The organism is Bacillus sp. Y3, assembly GCF_008123875.1.
In the GTDB taxonomy this organism is placed as follows: domain Bacteria; phylum Bacillota; class Bacilli; order Bacillales; family Bacillaceae; genus Bacillus; species Bacillus altitudinis.
On sequence record NZ_VSSC01000001.1, the window covers coordinates 442,239 to 458,098 of the forward strand.

13 protein-coding genes are annotated in these 15,860 nt (G+C 39.2%); 1 reads left to right on the top strand and 12 read right to left on the bottom strand.

Features of this window, described 5'->3' with window-relative positions; all coding sequences use genetic code 11:
• Nucleotides 1-32: 32 nt before the first annotated feature.
• The 8 genes from tuaC to FXF70_RS02325 all read right to left on the bottom strand — a co-directional run bounded on the left by tuaC (nucleotide 33) and on the right by FXF70_RS02325 (nucleotide 9,855).
• Nucleotides 33-1,217, bottom strand: coding sequence for a teichuronic acid biosynthesis protein TuaC (tuaC, locus tag FXF70_RS02290; protein ID WP_148779773.1), 1,185 nt, complete (start codon nucleotides 1,215-1,217; stop codon nucleotides 33-35).
• On the bottom strand, nucleotides 1,214-2,665 hold the full coding sequence (gene tuaB, locus FXF70_RS02295) for a teichuronic acid biosynthesis protein TuaB (protein WP_187424751.1): 1,452 nt from the start codon (nucleotides 2,663-2,665) through the stop codon (nucleotides 1,214-1,216). The genes tuaC and tuaB overlap by 4 nt, the downstream gene beginning before the upstream one ends.
• An 18-nt stretch (nucleotides 2,666-2,683) precedes the next feature.
• Nucleotides 2,684-3,343 (bottom strand): sugar transferase, encoded by a 660-nt coding sequence (locus FXF70_RS02300; RefSeq protein WP_008348294.1) that lies wholly within the window; start codon nucleotides 3,341-3,343, stop codon nucleotides 2,684-2,686.
• A gap of 198 nt (nucleotides 3,344-3,541) precedes the next feature.
• The gene (locus FXF70_RS02305) at nucleotides 3,542-4,111 is read right to left on the bottom strand and encodes a hypothetical protein (protein ID WP_019743577.1); all 570 of its coding nucleotides are present in this window, start codon (nucleotides 4,109-4,111) and stop codon (nucleotides 3,542-3,544) included.
• 144 nt (nucleotides 4,112-4,255) lie between these two features.
• Complete coding sequence (locus FXF70_RS02310) at nucleotides 4,256-5,746, bottom strand: N-acetylmuramoyl-L-alanine amidase (RefSeq protein ID WP_148779774.1); 1,491 nt, start codon at nucleotides 5,744-5,746, stop codon at nucleotides 4,256-4,258.
• Nucleotides 5,747-5,884: 138 nt separating this feature from the next.
• Nucleotides 5,885-7,375 (bottom strand): N-acetylmuramoyl-L-alanine amidase, encoded by a 1,491-nt coding sequence (locus FXF70_RS02315; protein ID WP_024719256.1) that lies wholly within the window; start codon nucleotides 7,373-7,375, stop codon nucleotides 5,885-5,887.
• A gap of 22 nt (nucleotides 7,376-7,397) precedes the next feature.
• Nucleotides 7,398-9,506: a SpoIID/LytB domain-containing protein gene (locus FXF70_RS02320; protein WP_113746927.1), complete on the bottom strand. Its 2,109-nt coding sequence runs from the start codon at nucleotides 9,504-9,506 to the stop codon at nucleotides 7,398-7,400.
• Nucleotides 9,507-9,531: 25 nt separating this feature from the next.
• Nucleotides 9,532-9,855, bottom strand: coding sequence for a hypothetical protein (locus FXF70_RS02325; RefSeq protein WP_024719258.1), 324 nt, complete (start codon nucleotides 9,853-9,855; stop codon nucleotides 9,532-9,534).
• A gap of 182 nt (nucleotides 9,856-10,037) precedes the next feature.
• On the opposite strand from FXF70_RS02325, the gene tagU reads away from it, so the two are divergent.
• Complete coding sequence (gene tagU / locus FXF70_RS02330; protein WP_148779775.1) at nucleotides 10,038-10,961, top strand: polyisoprenyl-teichoic acid--peptidoglycan teichoic acid transferase TagU; 924 nt, start codon at nucleotides 10,038-10,040, stop codon at nucleotides 10,959-10,961.
• Nucleotides 10,962-11,011: 50 nt separating this feature from the next.
• On the opposite strand, the gene FXF70_RS02335 is transcribed toward tagU, so the two are convergent.
• Genes FXF70_RS02335 through FXF70_RS02350 form a run of 4 tightly spaced genes read right to left on the bottom strand, consistent with a single transcriptional unit; the run spans nucleotide 11,012 to nucleotide 15,733 of the window.
• Nucleotides 11,012-12,841 carry a CDP-glycerol glycerophosphotransferase family protein gene (locus FXF70_RS02335; protein WP_262368767.1) on the bottom strand — a complete coding sequence of 610 codons (1,830 nt, stop codon included), beginning with the start codon at nucleotides 12,839-12,841 and terminating at the stop codon, nucleotides 11,012-11,014.
• A complete protein-coding gene (locus tag FXF70_RS02340) occupies nucleotides 12,831-13,994 on the bottom strand; it encodes a CDP-glycerol glycerophosphotransferase family protein (protein ID WP_148779777.1) in 1,164 nt (387 codons plus the stop codon). Before FXF70_RS02340 ends, FXF70_RS02335 begins: the two co-directional genes overlap by 11 nt.
• A 4-nt stretch (nucleotides 13,995-13,998) precedes the next feature.
• Nucleotides 13,999-15,024: a ribitol-5-phosphate dehydrogenase gene (locus tag FXF70_RS02345; RefSeq protein ID WP_148779778.1), complete on the bottom strand. Its 1,026-nt coding sequence runs from the start codon at nucleotides 15,022-15,024 to the stop codon at nucleotides 13,999-14,001.
• Complete coding sequence (locus tag FXF70_RS02350; RefSeq protein ID WP_135009623.1) at nucleotides 15,017-15,733, bottom strand: IspD/TarI family cytidylyltransferase; 717 nt, start codon at nucleotides 15,731-15,733, stop codon at nucleotides 15,017-15,019. Before FXF70_RS02350 ends, FXF70_RS02345 begins: the two co-directional genes overlap by 8 nt.
• Nucleotides 15,734-15,860 lie beyond the last annotated feature (127 nt).

A 15,860-nucleotide genomic window follows, 5' to 3' on the forward strand; every position in this document is an offset into this window, starting at 1 on the left:
TTATCTATCAGTCTTTGCACATTTCATCCTGTTTAAACGGTGGATGTTGATTGATTCAGCACCTTTTCATATTGCTGAATCAGGAGCGTAGCATTATGTGATGATGAATAATCTGTATGGACGATGTGGTGAAGATCGTTCTTCACTTGCTCGTTCCATCTGTTTTCATAAAGATAAGCGTGAATCGCTTCTTTTAGCTGACTCGTTGAACGCGGTTCAATGAGCAGATGTTGATAGGTAGAAAATAGTGATGGGAGACCACCAACCCGTGTTGCGATGACAGGCAGTTTTAAAGCGAGCGCCTCAAGGACGACAGTCGGCATTCCTTCACTGTAGGATGGAAGGGCAAACAGGTCAGCTGCCATTAAATAATGTTTGACTTGTTTATTCGGCACCTGCCCCGGGAGTATAATGGATTCTCCCGCCCGTTCGGCCAGCTCCTTTGCGAGGGGGCCTTTTCCGACAAAGACGGCTTTTACACCCTCCATCCCGCTGACAGCTTCCGCTAATTCAAGCAAACCTTTCTCTTTGACTAAACGGCCGACAAAAACGACGAGCTTGTCGTGAAGCGGTAAACCAATCTGCTTTCTGATGGCTGTTTGATCCTCTGGTGTTCTAGAAAATGACTTGAGCGGAATTCCCAGCGGAAGACATTGTGCATCCACCTCTGTCATGTCATGTGTTTTCTTTGCCAGCTCTTCACTCACTGTGAGAACAGCAGACGCCTGTTTTACTGCTGCTTTAAAGGCTGCAAGCGCCCCTTGGCTATAGGTTGGATAGACGTTCACATCACTGCCGTGTAAGGTCAGAAGATAAGGGATGTTTGCTTCCTTTTTGATCACAGCTGCTGCGCCGCCAGACGGCATGGCAAAGTGCGCATGGATGAAATCCGGTGACAGTTCATAACGCTCCATTGCGCGCAGGACAGAAGCTGCGATTCGTTTACTCGGCTGAGCCCATTTTAGCTGTCCAGGCAGCGCTGTATAGAGCGGTCTGTAAACCGGCACGCCGCACCTCACTTCCTGCTCGGGAAGATCTTTTCTCTGACGATAGGAAGCTTTAAGCATCCGTAAGATAGGCGGATTGACAGGAGTAGGACAAATCACGCTCACTTCTACGCCTTTTTTGACCAGCTCCTGCACTTGCGTTTCATGGAAGACGCCTTCACTTGGATGTTTTTCACTAGGATATACACTTGTCAGCCATAGCACCTTCATGACGAACGACCTCTTCTCCATAATTTCCCTGCCATCTGCGGATACATTTTGACAAGTAGCAAGCTATATAAAACCGCACTTAAACCAATCGTGAGTAGTAATTGAAGCAGTATATCCGCTGATGTCAGCTTCATCCCTTGATGAACAGTCACTGCGCAGGCGGCCATTAACAGCGTCATGACAGCAGGCTTTACGAGTGATTTTACATACACCTTCATATCTAGCTGAATGACATAAGCCATCAGCCACCTGCCGACAATGAAGTTCAGCAGGCTGACCCCTGAGTAGACCCAAGCTACAGTCAATAGACTGCCAGTATGGACTCCTGCATATAAGGCGCATCCATATACGATGAGCATGCCTGTATCCCAATAAAAAGCTAAGTCAGCTCTTCCTTTTGCAAGAAGGATGGAACCATTTGGATTCATCAGCACACGGAGTAGACCAACAATGCACAAAATATTCAAAACCGGGACCGCCACTAGCCATTTCTCTCCAAACACCACTTCTATAAAGCTTTCTGATACGGCAGCAAGACCGATGAGGAGTGGAAAACTAATGAGTGCAAGCATATTCGTCATGCTTAGGAAGCCCTCACGCAGCCTAGAATGATCACGCTGACTTTTTGCGAAAACTGGGAAAGCCACTCTCGTCACAATCGGGTTAATTTTCAGCACCGGGATTGTGACAATTTGATAAGCCAGACTGTAAATTCCTAATGCCTCTGCTCCAAGAAACCGTCCAATTAAAATCATGTCGATATTTGAGCCTGCCCGATTGACGATCCTTGACGCCAGTTGGAAAGCCCCGAAGGAGAAAAACTCTTTCACTTCCCCTAATGCGAAAACGGGTGCCGGGCGCCACTTCTTCCAATAAGCCGCTGCATACATGAGTCCTTTTCCTGATTGAAGCAGTACTTGAGAGATCACATAGGCCACAATTGGATTAATAAAAAAGGCTAGAATCAGTAGAACAATCAGCGAAATGATCGTCGCTATCGTCTCAATCGTACTTAAGGTTTTAAAGGCTAAATCTTTCTGCATCATATATTGGTATTGCTGACCAATTGGTGCAATGAGAAACATGATTGATAATAACTTGAGCAAGCCTTCCAGCTCAGGTCTGGCATAAAAGGCGGCAATCAAGGGACTTACGAGGATCAATACACAAAACAAGAGAATTCCCGTCAGCAAGTTGATCCAATATAATGTAGATAATTGACGTTCCGTCGTTTGTTCCTTTTGAATGATCGCAGCACCGATACCTAGATCAAGTAAAATCTGTGTAAATATTGTGACCGTTGTGATCATGCCAACGAGTCCAAATTCTTTCAGTGACATTACGTTTCCTAAAAAGGCGAACTGTGCAATTTGGATGATGGTAATGATCAATGCGGACAAGCTTGTCCATTTTGCTCCGCCCAGCAGGCGATTTTTCATACTTGCCATTTCTCTTCCCTACTTTACTTATCTGGCTCCGTCACCAGTCACGATGACTTTTAACGTTTTTACCATAATCTTCGTGTCGAGAGAAAATGTCAAGTTTTGAATATACTGTAAGTCATGTGATAATTTCTCACTTGGACTCATTTCATATCCCCCATTTACTTGAGCAAGACCAGTCAGCCCCGGCTTCACTGTCAGTCTTTTTGTAAAGCCTGGAATCGTCCGATTAAATTCGGCAGTAAACATTGGTCTTTCAGGACGTGGACCTACAATACTCATTTCTCCTTTTAACACGTTGATAAATTGCGGCAGTTCATCAATTCTTGTTTTTCTGATGAATGCCCCCACTTTGGTGATACGAGGGTCATTTTTTTGCGCCCATTTCGCTCCTCCGCTTTCTGCGTTGGTTCTCATCGATCTGAGCTTCCATAATTTAAAGTAGACACCGTCTTTTCCGACCCTTTCCTGCATATAAAAGGCTGGCCCTGGTGTTTCTAGCTTGATTAAAAGGGCAAACAGTAAAATGATTGGCGTACTCAACATCAATCCGATGAACGAGAACACGACATCTATGAAACGTTTTGCAAATAAATATCGAACCATATGTTCTGTTAAAGCAAAAGAGTGGTTTCGTCTCACTTCATATTCTCTGTAAAGGTTCATCGCTTTCTCTGCGCTCACTGACCTGCACCTCACCATTCAAAGTAGTTGTTGTGTAAAGAGATGTTCTATGAAAGTCAGTTTAGCAGAGCAACATTAAGCAAATGTAAATGGGCTGTTAAGTCTTGTAAAAGTGTGTTAAGAATGTGCCCTTATATCAAGTTATGCCCTTTTAAACGTAAAAAAGACCCGCATTTCTGCGGGTCTACGTGTCTTTTTTTATTTTGCCTTTACGGATTCGATCGTCTTCAGTCTAAGCGTTCCGTTTGCATCTTTTGTATACGTTACTTTCACTTTTGATTCTTCTTTTAGGCTGTTCACTTGTTTAGAAAATGTATTTCCGAATTGAATGGCTACTTCTTTTCCATCAATGTTGACAGCAATTGTATGTCCATCAGCCAAACCGACATATGTGCCTTCTTTGGTGACTTCATTTTTCTTCGTTGTAGATTCTTTTTTTGTTTTAGATTCAGCTTTTGACTGATCATTTGTCGTTTCTTCTTTTGTGATTTCCTTACTTGAGCTTTCTTTTGCATCTTCATCAGATTGACCTGCTTGGTCTTCTGTTTGAGCAGCTGTTTCTTTGCTTTCATCATCTGCTTTTTCACTTGCAGACTTGTCTTCCGTCTTTTCGTCTGTTGCATTTTCTTTCTTTTGATCTGCTGCTTCAGTTGTTTCTTTTTTGCTGTTATCCGTATTGTTATCGTTTGACTGATTTGATGTGCCGCATGCTGTGAGCATTACACCTAGAAGTAAGACTAAAAACGGCATTGTGATTAATTTTTTCAAGATCGTCACCTCTTCATGATTTGTCGATTTGCTGTCATTGGAAGGCAAATACGTGAAAAATCCACCTTCTATGTTTCGATTATAACAAAAATAACCTGAAATGAAATGTATTTTTAACTTGACATATCATTCATCCGATCTATTTTATTCAAAATATTGAGATACACCTGCTGCGATTCCTGAAGCCAGCCGCTCCTTGGCAGTCGTTGATTTTAATATACTGGCATCAATCGGACTAGTTACGAACCCCGTTTCAAGCAAGATGCTGGGCATTTTTGAATACTTGATCACGTAGAATCCTGCTGTCTTCACACCGCGATCTCTTGTGCCAAGGGCTTTCACCATCTGGGGCTGTACCTTTTGTGCCAGCCTTAAACTATTGGCCGAAGCATACGTCGCATCATAATACGTTTCTGTTCCATTTGCACCGCTATGATCATTTGCATTGGCATGGATGCTGATGAACACATCCGCACCAGCCTGTGATCCTTTGCTTACACGTGTTTGCAAGGAATCAAATGTATCAGATGTTCTAGACATGACCGTCAGCGCACCCGCTTGTTTGAGCCTTGCTTGCAGTTTTAACGCGACATCCAGATTAACATTTTTTTCAAACAGCCCATTTCCTACCGCTCCAGCATCCTGTGCACCATGACCTGGATCAATAAAGATGGTTTCACCTAACACATGATTTTTCAGCTGTGTGATCACACTGGTTCGTATGGTTGATGTTCCGCCCAACACTGTAAATGTTGAAATCTTTTTAGACCCAATGACACGACGAATCGCATCTGGCACTGATTGAGCGTCTGTAAGAAGAAGGGTTTGCCCTTGCTTGGCTGCCGTACTTGCCGCAGCTGCCGCATCGGCATATGCATAGCCGTTACTCATATACGTTTGGGTTGTCTTCATCGGGTATGTTTTCGCAATTCGGGCTGCCACTTCATACCGATTAGCTCCACTGATTCTCACGGGTGATGGCAGCTTTTGATAGGCTGCTTGATTGACACTTGTTTCCCCGCCAATCACAATCGTCCGTTTCACCGCTTTGCTTTTTAATAGATTGGCTGTTTCCTGCCGCAGCCCTTTTGCATCGGTTAATAAAATAGGAAAGCCTTGTTTTGCAGCATACGGAGCAATCGCCACAGCATCTGCATAAGCAGAACCATTCACAATCACAGCTGTATCAGCACTCTTCATTTGCTTAGCAACGTTTGCCGCCAATTCATATCGATTCTTTCCTTGTATTCGCGATACGGATAGATTCATTGCTTTTAGCTGCGCTACGACTTTTTGCGAAATGCTTGCGGTTCCGCCAAGAATGATGACACGCTTCGTTTTCAAATGCTGAAGACCTGACTTAGTTGCACCTGAAAGACTGCTAGTATTCGTTAACAGCACTGGGGCTCCTTGCTGAAAGGCATACGGCACAGCACTTAGCGCATCTGCATAAGCTTCACCGCCTACTAAAACAACTGTATGTGCTGTCGACCAGCCTCGTTTTGCAGCGTTAACTGCCACCTCATATCGATTACTTCCCTCAATTTTCGATACATTGTGCTGCGCAAATGCTGATGGTGCATATAAACATAGTGAAATCACAATCAAAACAAAACATTTGATATAAGAACGCATGAAGTCAACCTCCTTGGTTTTGAACCCTTCATCCTGGAACCCGGAAACACTTCATGTAATTTTGAAAAAAGGCTGCCGAGAGTCGTTTCTCGAGCAGCCTAAGAGGTGTATCTTCGGCACCCCTCATCTGTATGTTTCTTATCTAAAATAGCCTGAAACACCGCTTGAAATACCTGACGCCAATCGATCTTTATAAGTAGCTGATTTCAAAATATTTGAATCAACTGGACTGGAAACAAAACCAGTTTCTAAGAGAACACTTGGCATCTTAGAATATTTAATGACGTAGAAGGCAGCTGTCTTCACGCCACGGTCTCTTGTGCCTAATGCACTGACCATTTTAGGCTGAATATTTTGCGCAAGCTTCAAGCTGTTTGTTGCCGCATATGTTTTGTCATAATACGTTTCAGTTCCATTTGCACTGCTGTTATCATTTGAGTTCGCATGGACACTGATGAAGATATCTGCATTTGCTGACGCACCTTTGCTCACCCTTGTTTGAAGACTGTCGAATGTGTCTGATGTTCTTGACATCGTCACAAGTGCACCTGCGTTGTTTAACTTTGTATTTAGACGTTTGGCTACATCTAAGTTTAAGTTCTTCTCATATAATCCGTAGCCTACCGCTCCTGAATCATGAGCGCCATGACCTGGGTCAATGAATACTTTTTTGCCAACGACAGGATTTTTCAATTGATTCACGACAGTTGGTGTCACTGTATTTGTACTGCCAACGACAGTAAATTTGGTGATTTTTTTGCTGCTAATCGTCGCTCTTGTTACCTTTGGCAGCGTCTTTTCATTCGTTAGGAGCAATGCTTTGTTTTGCTTTGCTGCAATTCCTGCCGCAGAAGATGAAGTGGCATAGCCAAACCCTCTTCCTACATAGGTATTATTTGTGCTCATATTGTATTTTTTCACAATATTCGCAGCCACGTCATAACGAGTAGAGCCTTTGATTCGCGTTGGAGATTTTAATTGATTATAAGCTGCTTTTGTGACGTAATTCTCTCCGCCTACGACAATGGTTTGTTTCACATTGCTTGCTTTTGCAACAGAAGCGATTTCAGAACGAAGGCCCTTTTTATCTGTATATAGAATTGGGAACCCTTTTTGTGCCGCTACAGGTGCAATGGCAATTCCATGTGCATAGAATGACCCTTCAACCACAACGACGCCAGCTGGCGTTTTCATTTTTTTCGCGATATTTGCCGATAGCTCATATCGGTTTTTTCCTGAAATACGTTGTGTAGAGATGCCCATTTTCTTTACTTGATTGACCACGTTGTTTGACACACTTGATGTGCTGCCTAAAACAATAACTGTCTTCGTTTTTAAAGCCGTTAAGGCTTTTTTTGTATCTCCAGAAAGGCTTGTACTATTTGTGTAAAGAACTGGTCCATTTTTTTGATGTGCCAGTGGAATTCCTGCTGTTGCATCTGCATATGCAGTTTTCCCCACTAAAACAACTGTACTTGCTGTTCCCCATCCTTTTTTCGCTACGTTTGCTGCTACAGCATACCGGCTCCCACCATCAATTCGGGAGACCGAGTTATCTGCTGAAGCTGTTGGAACAATAACGAAAATGGCGATGAGGCTGAGGATGGCTGTTTTGATCATTGAGCGCATCTTCTAAGTCCTCCTTTTATTCTTAATAGTTTGTTAGTTTTGTACCTGGATAGTAGAACGAAAGTATGGAAGAATACGAGTTTCCAGATTCAGCTCTAGCTTTGGCGCCGTATTGACTCATACCAATGCCGTGACCATAGCCTTTTCCTGAAATCGTGAAATCATTTGTATTATTCTTTACTGACGCAAACGTACTTTTCACCTTTGTTGCGCCCATGACTGTTCTAAACTCTGTCATTTTCATACTTGCCGTTGTACTTTTGTTCACTGTATACGTACCTGTTTTGTTTTTCAGATGGTAATTCAGCTTGATTGAAACGGTCTTCGCACGCTGACCTTTTGTTTTTCCTGAGAATGTCAGGCTTGAAATAGATGCAATTCTCATGTCAGATGCAGCTGTTTCTTTATTTTTCAACAGCCATGATTTTAGACCAGCAAGGTCGGCAGCATTGGCTTCTTTTGCCTTAGACCACTCAGAAGCTGCTGTACTTGCAGTCAACGTAGTGCCTAATTGCTTTTTAGACAACTTCAGTGTCCACGCATTGACAGGATCTTTTGTGTCTTTTTTGGCGACTAAGTATGGCAGTGCATTCCCCCATACTTCTTCACTCGCCTCAGTGTATCCGCCATTACTAGAATAATAGGTGGCTGAAATAAGTTGATTGTTGTATTTCAGAACCTTGCCTTTTGTGGCATCTACAGCTTTTGTCGAATTTGTGTACCAGTTATATCCTCCATATACTTGGAAGGCTGTTGTATCAGGTACGACTTTTCCAATACTTTTCACTGAATACGTTCTAGCGGCAACAGCTTGTGCTTTTAATGCCTCAACATGCCAGCTCGCAGGCATTTCGTTTGGCACAACACCTTTTAGATAGTCTTCAAATGGAATATTTTCATTAGTCGGCCTGATATATCCTGATTCAATGGCAAAGTTGACGTTACCTAAGTAAGGCTTCCCTGCGATTTTAAGGACATTTTTTGTTGAATATTTCTCAGGAACAACTCTTAATGTGTTATACGTCTTAATGCCTTTTAATGAAATTTTTCCGTTAGAAATATTCAATTGGTAGTTTTGATTTTTTTTCAGATAGACTTGTTTGGCTAAAGAATTTTTTAAACTATCTGTAATCGCACTTGTGCTACCAGCAAGATGGTAAGCATATGTACCTTTTTCTTTCAGCAATGCTTTTAATGACGCTGTGACAGAATCCGGCTTCACATACACAACGGTACTGTTAGATTTTGCAGCCAATTGCGACAAAGGCATTGCATAAATATAGCTAGAGGCTTTTGCCAAGTACACTTTATCTGCATTAATGTTTAATTTTTTAATGATATTCACAGATAATTCGTAGCGATTGGCACCGCTGATTCGTGTCACCTGTGAGGTTTTCTTGATTTGATTTTCTACTTTTTGTCCCGTACTTTTTGTACTGCCGATGATAATGACTTTACTTGGCATTTTATAAGACGGAATGGAATCTTTTTTTGTTAATAGGATTGGGTATCCTTTTCTCGATGCATAGGATGCAATTGCAATCCCATTCATGAATGAGTTCCCGCCGACAACAATTGCTTGCTTATAGTTACCCATTTCTTTGGCGATTTTTTGGGAAATTTCAAATTTGTCTTTCCCACTAATGCGTCTCACTTTTCCATACTTTTTGATTGATTTCTCAGCAGCTGTTGAAATACTTTTCGTATTCCCGACAATTAAGATGTTATCAGGATTCATCTTTTTCAACTGATTTTCGGTTGTCTTCGTTAGCTTTTCAATGTTCGTGTACAAAATTGGGGCGCCTAATTTGTATGCTAACGGCGATACAGAAATGGCATGATCAAAAGCATCTCGGCTCACAATCACAACGGTTGAAGGATTTTTCCATCCTGCAGAAGCAATACTATTGGCTACTTCGTAACGATTTTTGCCGTCGTATCTTTTCGTCACAGCGACATTTGATCCTGATAGTTTGTATTCCCCCGTTGTTGAGAAATCCATGCTGTTTTTGTTTCCGATATAGTTAGACAGTTTTACTGAAATTGTCGAGCTGGCCATGGCAGACTGAAAAGGTGCAATTAGTAGTGTCATTGTCATGAGAACGATAAGTGTAATGCCTGTTTTCTTCAATTTTGTTCATCCCGCCCATCTTTTTTTACTTCTGTTTTTCAATCTTCTGAATTTCTTTTTGACCATTGTCATTGATAAAGTAAGAGATTTCTACTTTGTCACCTGGTTTAAATTCATTTAATACATCTTTAAAATTATCCGTAAATTCATAGCTTAAGGTCGTATTCACTTTTTTTACTTCGACTGTATGTGCATCAGCCATTCCAATAAATTCAGCTTTTTCTTCCAGCACCTGAGGAGTTGAACTGCTTGTCTTGTTTTCTCCTGAGGATTGCTCAGCCGTTCCACATGCCGTGAGCACGATACCTAGTAGTAGTATTAAGAACGGTAAAACGACGATTTTCTTCATTTTTTTCACCTCATGTCTTTGTATCGTCTTATAACTTAATATTTTAAGGTAAATTTAAGGTTTTTTGAAACCTTTTTTTTGTTACAACGTCTATATCTAGGTTCAGAGTAAAAAAATAACTTGTTTATCAAGATTCGTAAACCTATAATCATGGAAGAATCATAGAAAAGGTGAGGGACATTATGAGAGCTGAGAGAAAAAGAAAGAAAAAGAAGGTTCTTTGGATTGTTTTATCGATTATTGGCTTATTCGTATTAGCCACTGGCGGATACGCGTATCATCTTTGGAATACAGCCGCATCAACTGTCGCAGGCATTCAGGAGAACTTAAAGAAGTCAGATAAGCGTGACAAAGATGTCGATTTAAGTAAAAAAGACCCGATCTCCATTTTAGTGATGGGTGTCGATGAAAGAAAGAATGACCGCGGCCGTGCAGATACATTAATATACATGACAGTGAATCCGAAAACGAAAACCACTGAGATGGTGAGTATCCCCCGCGATACATATACAAAGATTGTCGGAAAAGGCACAATGGATAAAATCAACCACTCCTACGCTTTCGGCGGTACACAAATGGCTGCAGATACAGTAGAGGAACTGCTTGATGTACCTGTAGATTACTTTGTAAAAGTGAATATGGAAAGTTTTAAAGACATTGTGGATACACTTGGCGGCATTACGGTGAACAGCACGTTTGCTTTCAGCTATGATGGCCATTCATTTGGTACAGGAGAAATTAACCTGAACGGCGATCAAGCCCTTGCCTATACAAGAATGAGAAAGCAAGATCCTAAAGGTGATTTCGGCCGTCAGGAAAGACAGCGCCAAGTCATCGAAGGTATTATTGCAAAAGGGGCTAACATTTCCTCTATTACGAAATTCGGCGATATGTTTAAAGTCGTTGAAAACAACATGAAAACGAATATGTCCTTTGACGACATGTGGACGATGATGAATGATTATCGTGATGCAAGGAAAAAAGTGAAACAGCACGAACTAAAGGGAACAGGCACACGAATCAATAATATTTATTACTATCAGCTTGATGACAGCAGTTTAGCGAAAGTGAAGAAGGAATTGAAGGATAGTTTGGAAGCTTCGTAAATAAAAAACACCTTTCTTATAGAAAGGTGTTTTTTTCATTATAAAAGAAGTTATCCTTGTTTTTCATCGCCTTCTTTTTGTTCTAAGAAGATCGCATCCACTACTCTTTTACTCGATTGACCATCCAATTCATCGAAGAAATACTGTACAAATGAATCTAACTTTTCGAATTCATACTGATTGTTCTTAACAATTGAAACGAGTTCACGACAAGTTCTAGCTAGTGGGCCTGGGATAAATGAGAAGTACTCATAATAAAAATCACGTGTTCGAATATACTCGTCCACATCATAACTAAAAAAGATCATTGGCTTTTGTAGCAAAGCAAATTCAAAACAAACAGATGAATAGTCAGTTATCAGAACGTCTGCAATTAACAACAGTTCATTGATCTCTCTAAAATCTGAAAAATCATAGAAAAATTCACTATATTGATATGGAATATTAATTTGATTTTTAACAAATGGATGAATTTTAAACAAGAAAATATATTCGTTATTCAGCTCTTGATAAAGCTGATCATAATTTAATACTTCGAACGGATAATGAGCAGACTGCTGGCCATTTCCTCTAAAAGTCGGGGCAAATAAAATCACCTTTTTCCCTTTTAGAAAAGGATATTCTTCATATAAACTTGATCTAACTTCAGCTTTTTTCGCTTCATTGAAAAAGAAGTCTGTTCTAGGAATTCCTGTGGCAATGACATTTTCAATATCTACACCAAATCCCTCTGCATAATGCTTACGGATATGATCAGAACTGACAATGACCTTCGTATAGTTCCTATGATTTTTAGATGTCGGCGATGGGCCTCCTGGTAAACCTATACGACTATAACCAAATGTCTTAAATGCCCCCACAGCATGCCATAATTGAACAAGATCAGCATTTTTTCGGATCTTTAATGGATAGATGATTGGATAAAAATCATCTATTAAAATTTGTCGGCTTGTAGCAAAATGATAGGCCATTTGCACATATTCTGCGATACTTTTTTTCGTATTAATACTCTCTTTTAAGAAAAACTGAAAATCAAACGTTTCGTCTCTATTAAGAAGCTCTTGATAGACAAATTCAAAGTTTCCTGATAAATCAGTACGACTGTCTGATGCGAAAGTGATTTTATTCTGTTTTACTGGCAGGATACAAAATAGTTGATATAAGATTTGAAACATAACACGCTTCATTTTACGAATTATACGATTTTCATTTTTCATAGTCGTCTCTATTAACCCTTGGTCAATTTCTTGGAGTTTGTGTGATGATACATAAGCTGTTTTTTCCTCTTCATCGTATGTAACAATGAAATTATACTTCAATCTTTTCTTTCCTGAAAAATGTTCCATTTTGGTTGCATAGATATCCTGCTTCAGGAATTGATTTATATTTCCTAACGTATGAGTCTCATGGTATTTTATATTTTGTTCATCTAGTACTTCTAACTCTAAATATAAATGAAAATTCCCGTGCGGTAACGGCTTGCCTCCATTTACCTTTGAAAAGTTAATTTCTTGATAAAAACCAGCCCATTCGTACTCTTCAGAAAACCCCAGCCGCTGTCTTTCTGATTCGTCCAAACGTTGATTTTTCAGAGGAATGGATTGTACGACATCCCCTTTTTGAACGATTAACAACTTTTTTCTTACAGTGTCTTCTCTCAGCAAGGGAATACCATCAATATACATATATCCCTCAATTGTTAAGAATGATTCATACCAGTTAAATTTTGTTATCACTCTTATAGGTATATTCTTATTGGTGATGACATCTTCTGCTTTATCGAATAGTGAGAATAACTTTTCTTCACTTATTTCATCTACATGATTAAGATTTTTTTGAACACTCCTTTTCTTGAATAGTGTCCCTAGTTTAAATTTCAAAAACTCTCTCTCCTTCATTCAGTAAGCTTAGTATAATTGAAACAACACGTTCTGTAGAATGTCCATCACAACGATTCATGAACCGCTTTGAAAATGAACGAAAGTCTGTTTGTGTTTTATCCAAACTTACATTTTTCAAATCCTCTATTAAAGGCTCCATTTTCGTTCTAATAGGTCCTGGTGCAAACTCATGAAATGGATAATAAAAGTCTCTCTCTTGCACATAGTTCTCTAGATCGGGACAATAGAAAAACATTGGCTTATTCAATAGACTATATTCAAATATAACTGATGAGTAATCTGTCACCAACACATCAGAAACAATCATCAACTCATATAAAGTAAACTTCTCAGATATATCTGCTTCTCCAAATGAACTTTTTCGCATATAAGGGTGCACATTAATGAGCAGTTCATAACGCTGTGGATCTAAATGTCTAAAAAGAGTTTCCTGATTCAAAAGAAGTTGCTCCCCATGCTGCTTATTAACTCCTCCTCTATAAGTTGGAGCATATAGCACTTTCACTTTATTCTTCAATTCTGGGTATTCCTCATGAAACCTCTTTTTCACTTCATGAATATGCTCTTCTGAATAAAAAAAGTCTGTTCTTGGAACTCCTGTCGCTAATATTTTTTGCTTAGGCATATTAAACGCTTCAGAAAACGGACCAATTGCTTCTTCTGAACTCACTATTGCAACATCATAATTTGAATGAACAGGCACAACTTTTAAATAAGCAGAAGAAGGTCCTCCCTGCTTATCCTTAATACTGTGACCAAATTTTTTAAAAGCACCACAAGCATGCCAAATTTGAACAACCTTTGTTTCTGAGCGCTTTTTAATTAAATAAAGTGGATAATAGTAATCATCTAATAAGAGCACCTTACAAGTAGCAATATGATACAACGTTCTTAATAAATAATTAATATAGAAAAACTTCCCTAGGAACCCGCTTTCTGACTTTCTGAATAATAGAACAATTTTTAAATGGGGTTGTTTTATCAATTCATCATATACGTTCTTGAAATTTTCATTTATATTATTATCTCTATAGGAAGCAATCACAATTTTTTGCTGATTTACCGGAATTAATTTAGAAAAGACTGTGTAGACTATTTGAAAAAAAACTTTCACAATTTTTGTCATATACATTGTGTTAGATTTCCCATTTCATGATAGTTTTCCCCCATGAAGAAGTCAAATCTTCTTCAAATGCCTTTCCAATATCCTCTATACTTCTCACAGTATGGACTGCTCCAATTAATGTCTCCAAATAATCTACAATCTCAGGAAATTCATTTAGTAGATTAACAGTATTAACAAAGTCTTTGCTGCCACTTCTACTGCTTCCAATGAAAATAATCCCTTTTTCGAGAATCATTCTTGTTGCTACCTTCACAGGGTATTCTGACACACCTAATAAAGCCACAGATGCCTCTGGCTGAGTATAATCAATGATTTGTTCTATTGCACTTTCACTGCCACGTCCACCGACACATTCAAATGCATGATCGACTCGAAGGTCTTTTGGTATATCATTAATTTGATAAACTTCATCGACAAAAGAGAAATGTTCTAATTTATATTGGTTCTTTCCAAAAACGTATACTTTACAAGAAGGATAACGTTTTTTGAGTATTAAGGAGGTGATAAATCCGAGATTCCCATCCCCCCAAACACCAAATGTATCTCGTTTTTGGTGAGCCACTCTTTCAAACCTACTCATTGCATGAACAGCAATTGTAATTAATTCAATAAAAGCGGCTACATGAAGGTTCATTTGCTCTGGAAGGGCAACAAGGCGATCCGGATTCATGAACATATAATCTTGCATGAACCCATCATATCCACTTGACCTGAAATAGCTTGAGCGCAGGTAGTTCTCCGCAATAAATTCATTTTCTTCATTTGGAATATTTGGAACCATCACCACATGTGTTCCGACTTTAAAAGCTCCTGTAGGGTCATACATTACTTTTCCAACACCCTCATGGATAAGCGCCATTGGAAGCTTTTTATCCATTGCTTCCTTACCTCTAGTACCTGTAAAGTAACGCTGATCAGCCGCACATATTGACAAGTGGGTTGGTCTAACAACGACTTGACCAGAAGTAAATTCCTTATCCTTATAAGTCACTTCAAATTGTCTAGCAGAAACCAATCGATATGTTTGATTAATCATTTTTTATGTTCTCCTGTAAAATAGCATTCGCAACTTTTAGATCGTATGGTGTCGTTACTTTTATATTAAATACCTCGCCTCGGACTAAATTCACTTTTTGTCCTGCTAAAATACAAATTTTACACGCATCTGACAACACCTTTTTCTGTTCTTCTGTTAGTTCGCCATAAAGTCTTTTTAAGAGAGAGATCTTAAAACTTTGAGGTGTTTGGCCTTGATACATGTTGTCACGTACAGGAATATCAGTAATATTTGCTCCATCTTCTGATGTCACAATTGTATCTATAGCAGGGATAACAGTATCGACAGCATCATGTTCTAAAACGGCATTAATATTTTCTTCAATAATTCTATGAGTTAAAAAAGGTCTTACTGAATCATGTGTAACAATGACATCATCATCATTTAGCCCATATTCTTTTTCAATAAAACGAACTCCACTCATGATCGATTCGTTCCGATCTGTTCCGCCCTCAATTACTACTAATCTATCATCAGCATGTATGTATTTTTCTAGTATATTCTTCGTATGGTTGATCCATTCTTTAGGAGTTACAATGATAATCTTCTCAAAACGATCATTTAATAGAAATTTTTCAACAGTGTGAATAATGATAGGGCGATTATTTAACGGTAAGAACTGTTTTGGCATATTAACATTACCCATTCTAGAACCTTTCCCACCAGCTAATATTTCTGCATAAATCATACTTAATACCCCTCTCAATCATATCAAATAAAAAATGGCAATATTTCAACACGAATAGATTGTAAAATATATTACAAAAAAACCATTCATATCTTAATATATGCCATTATAATACCACATTTTTATA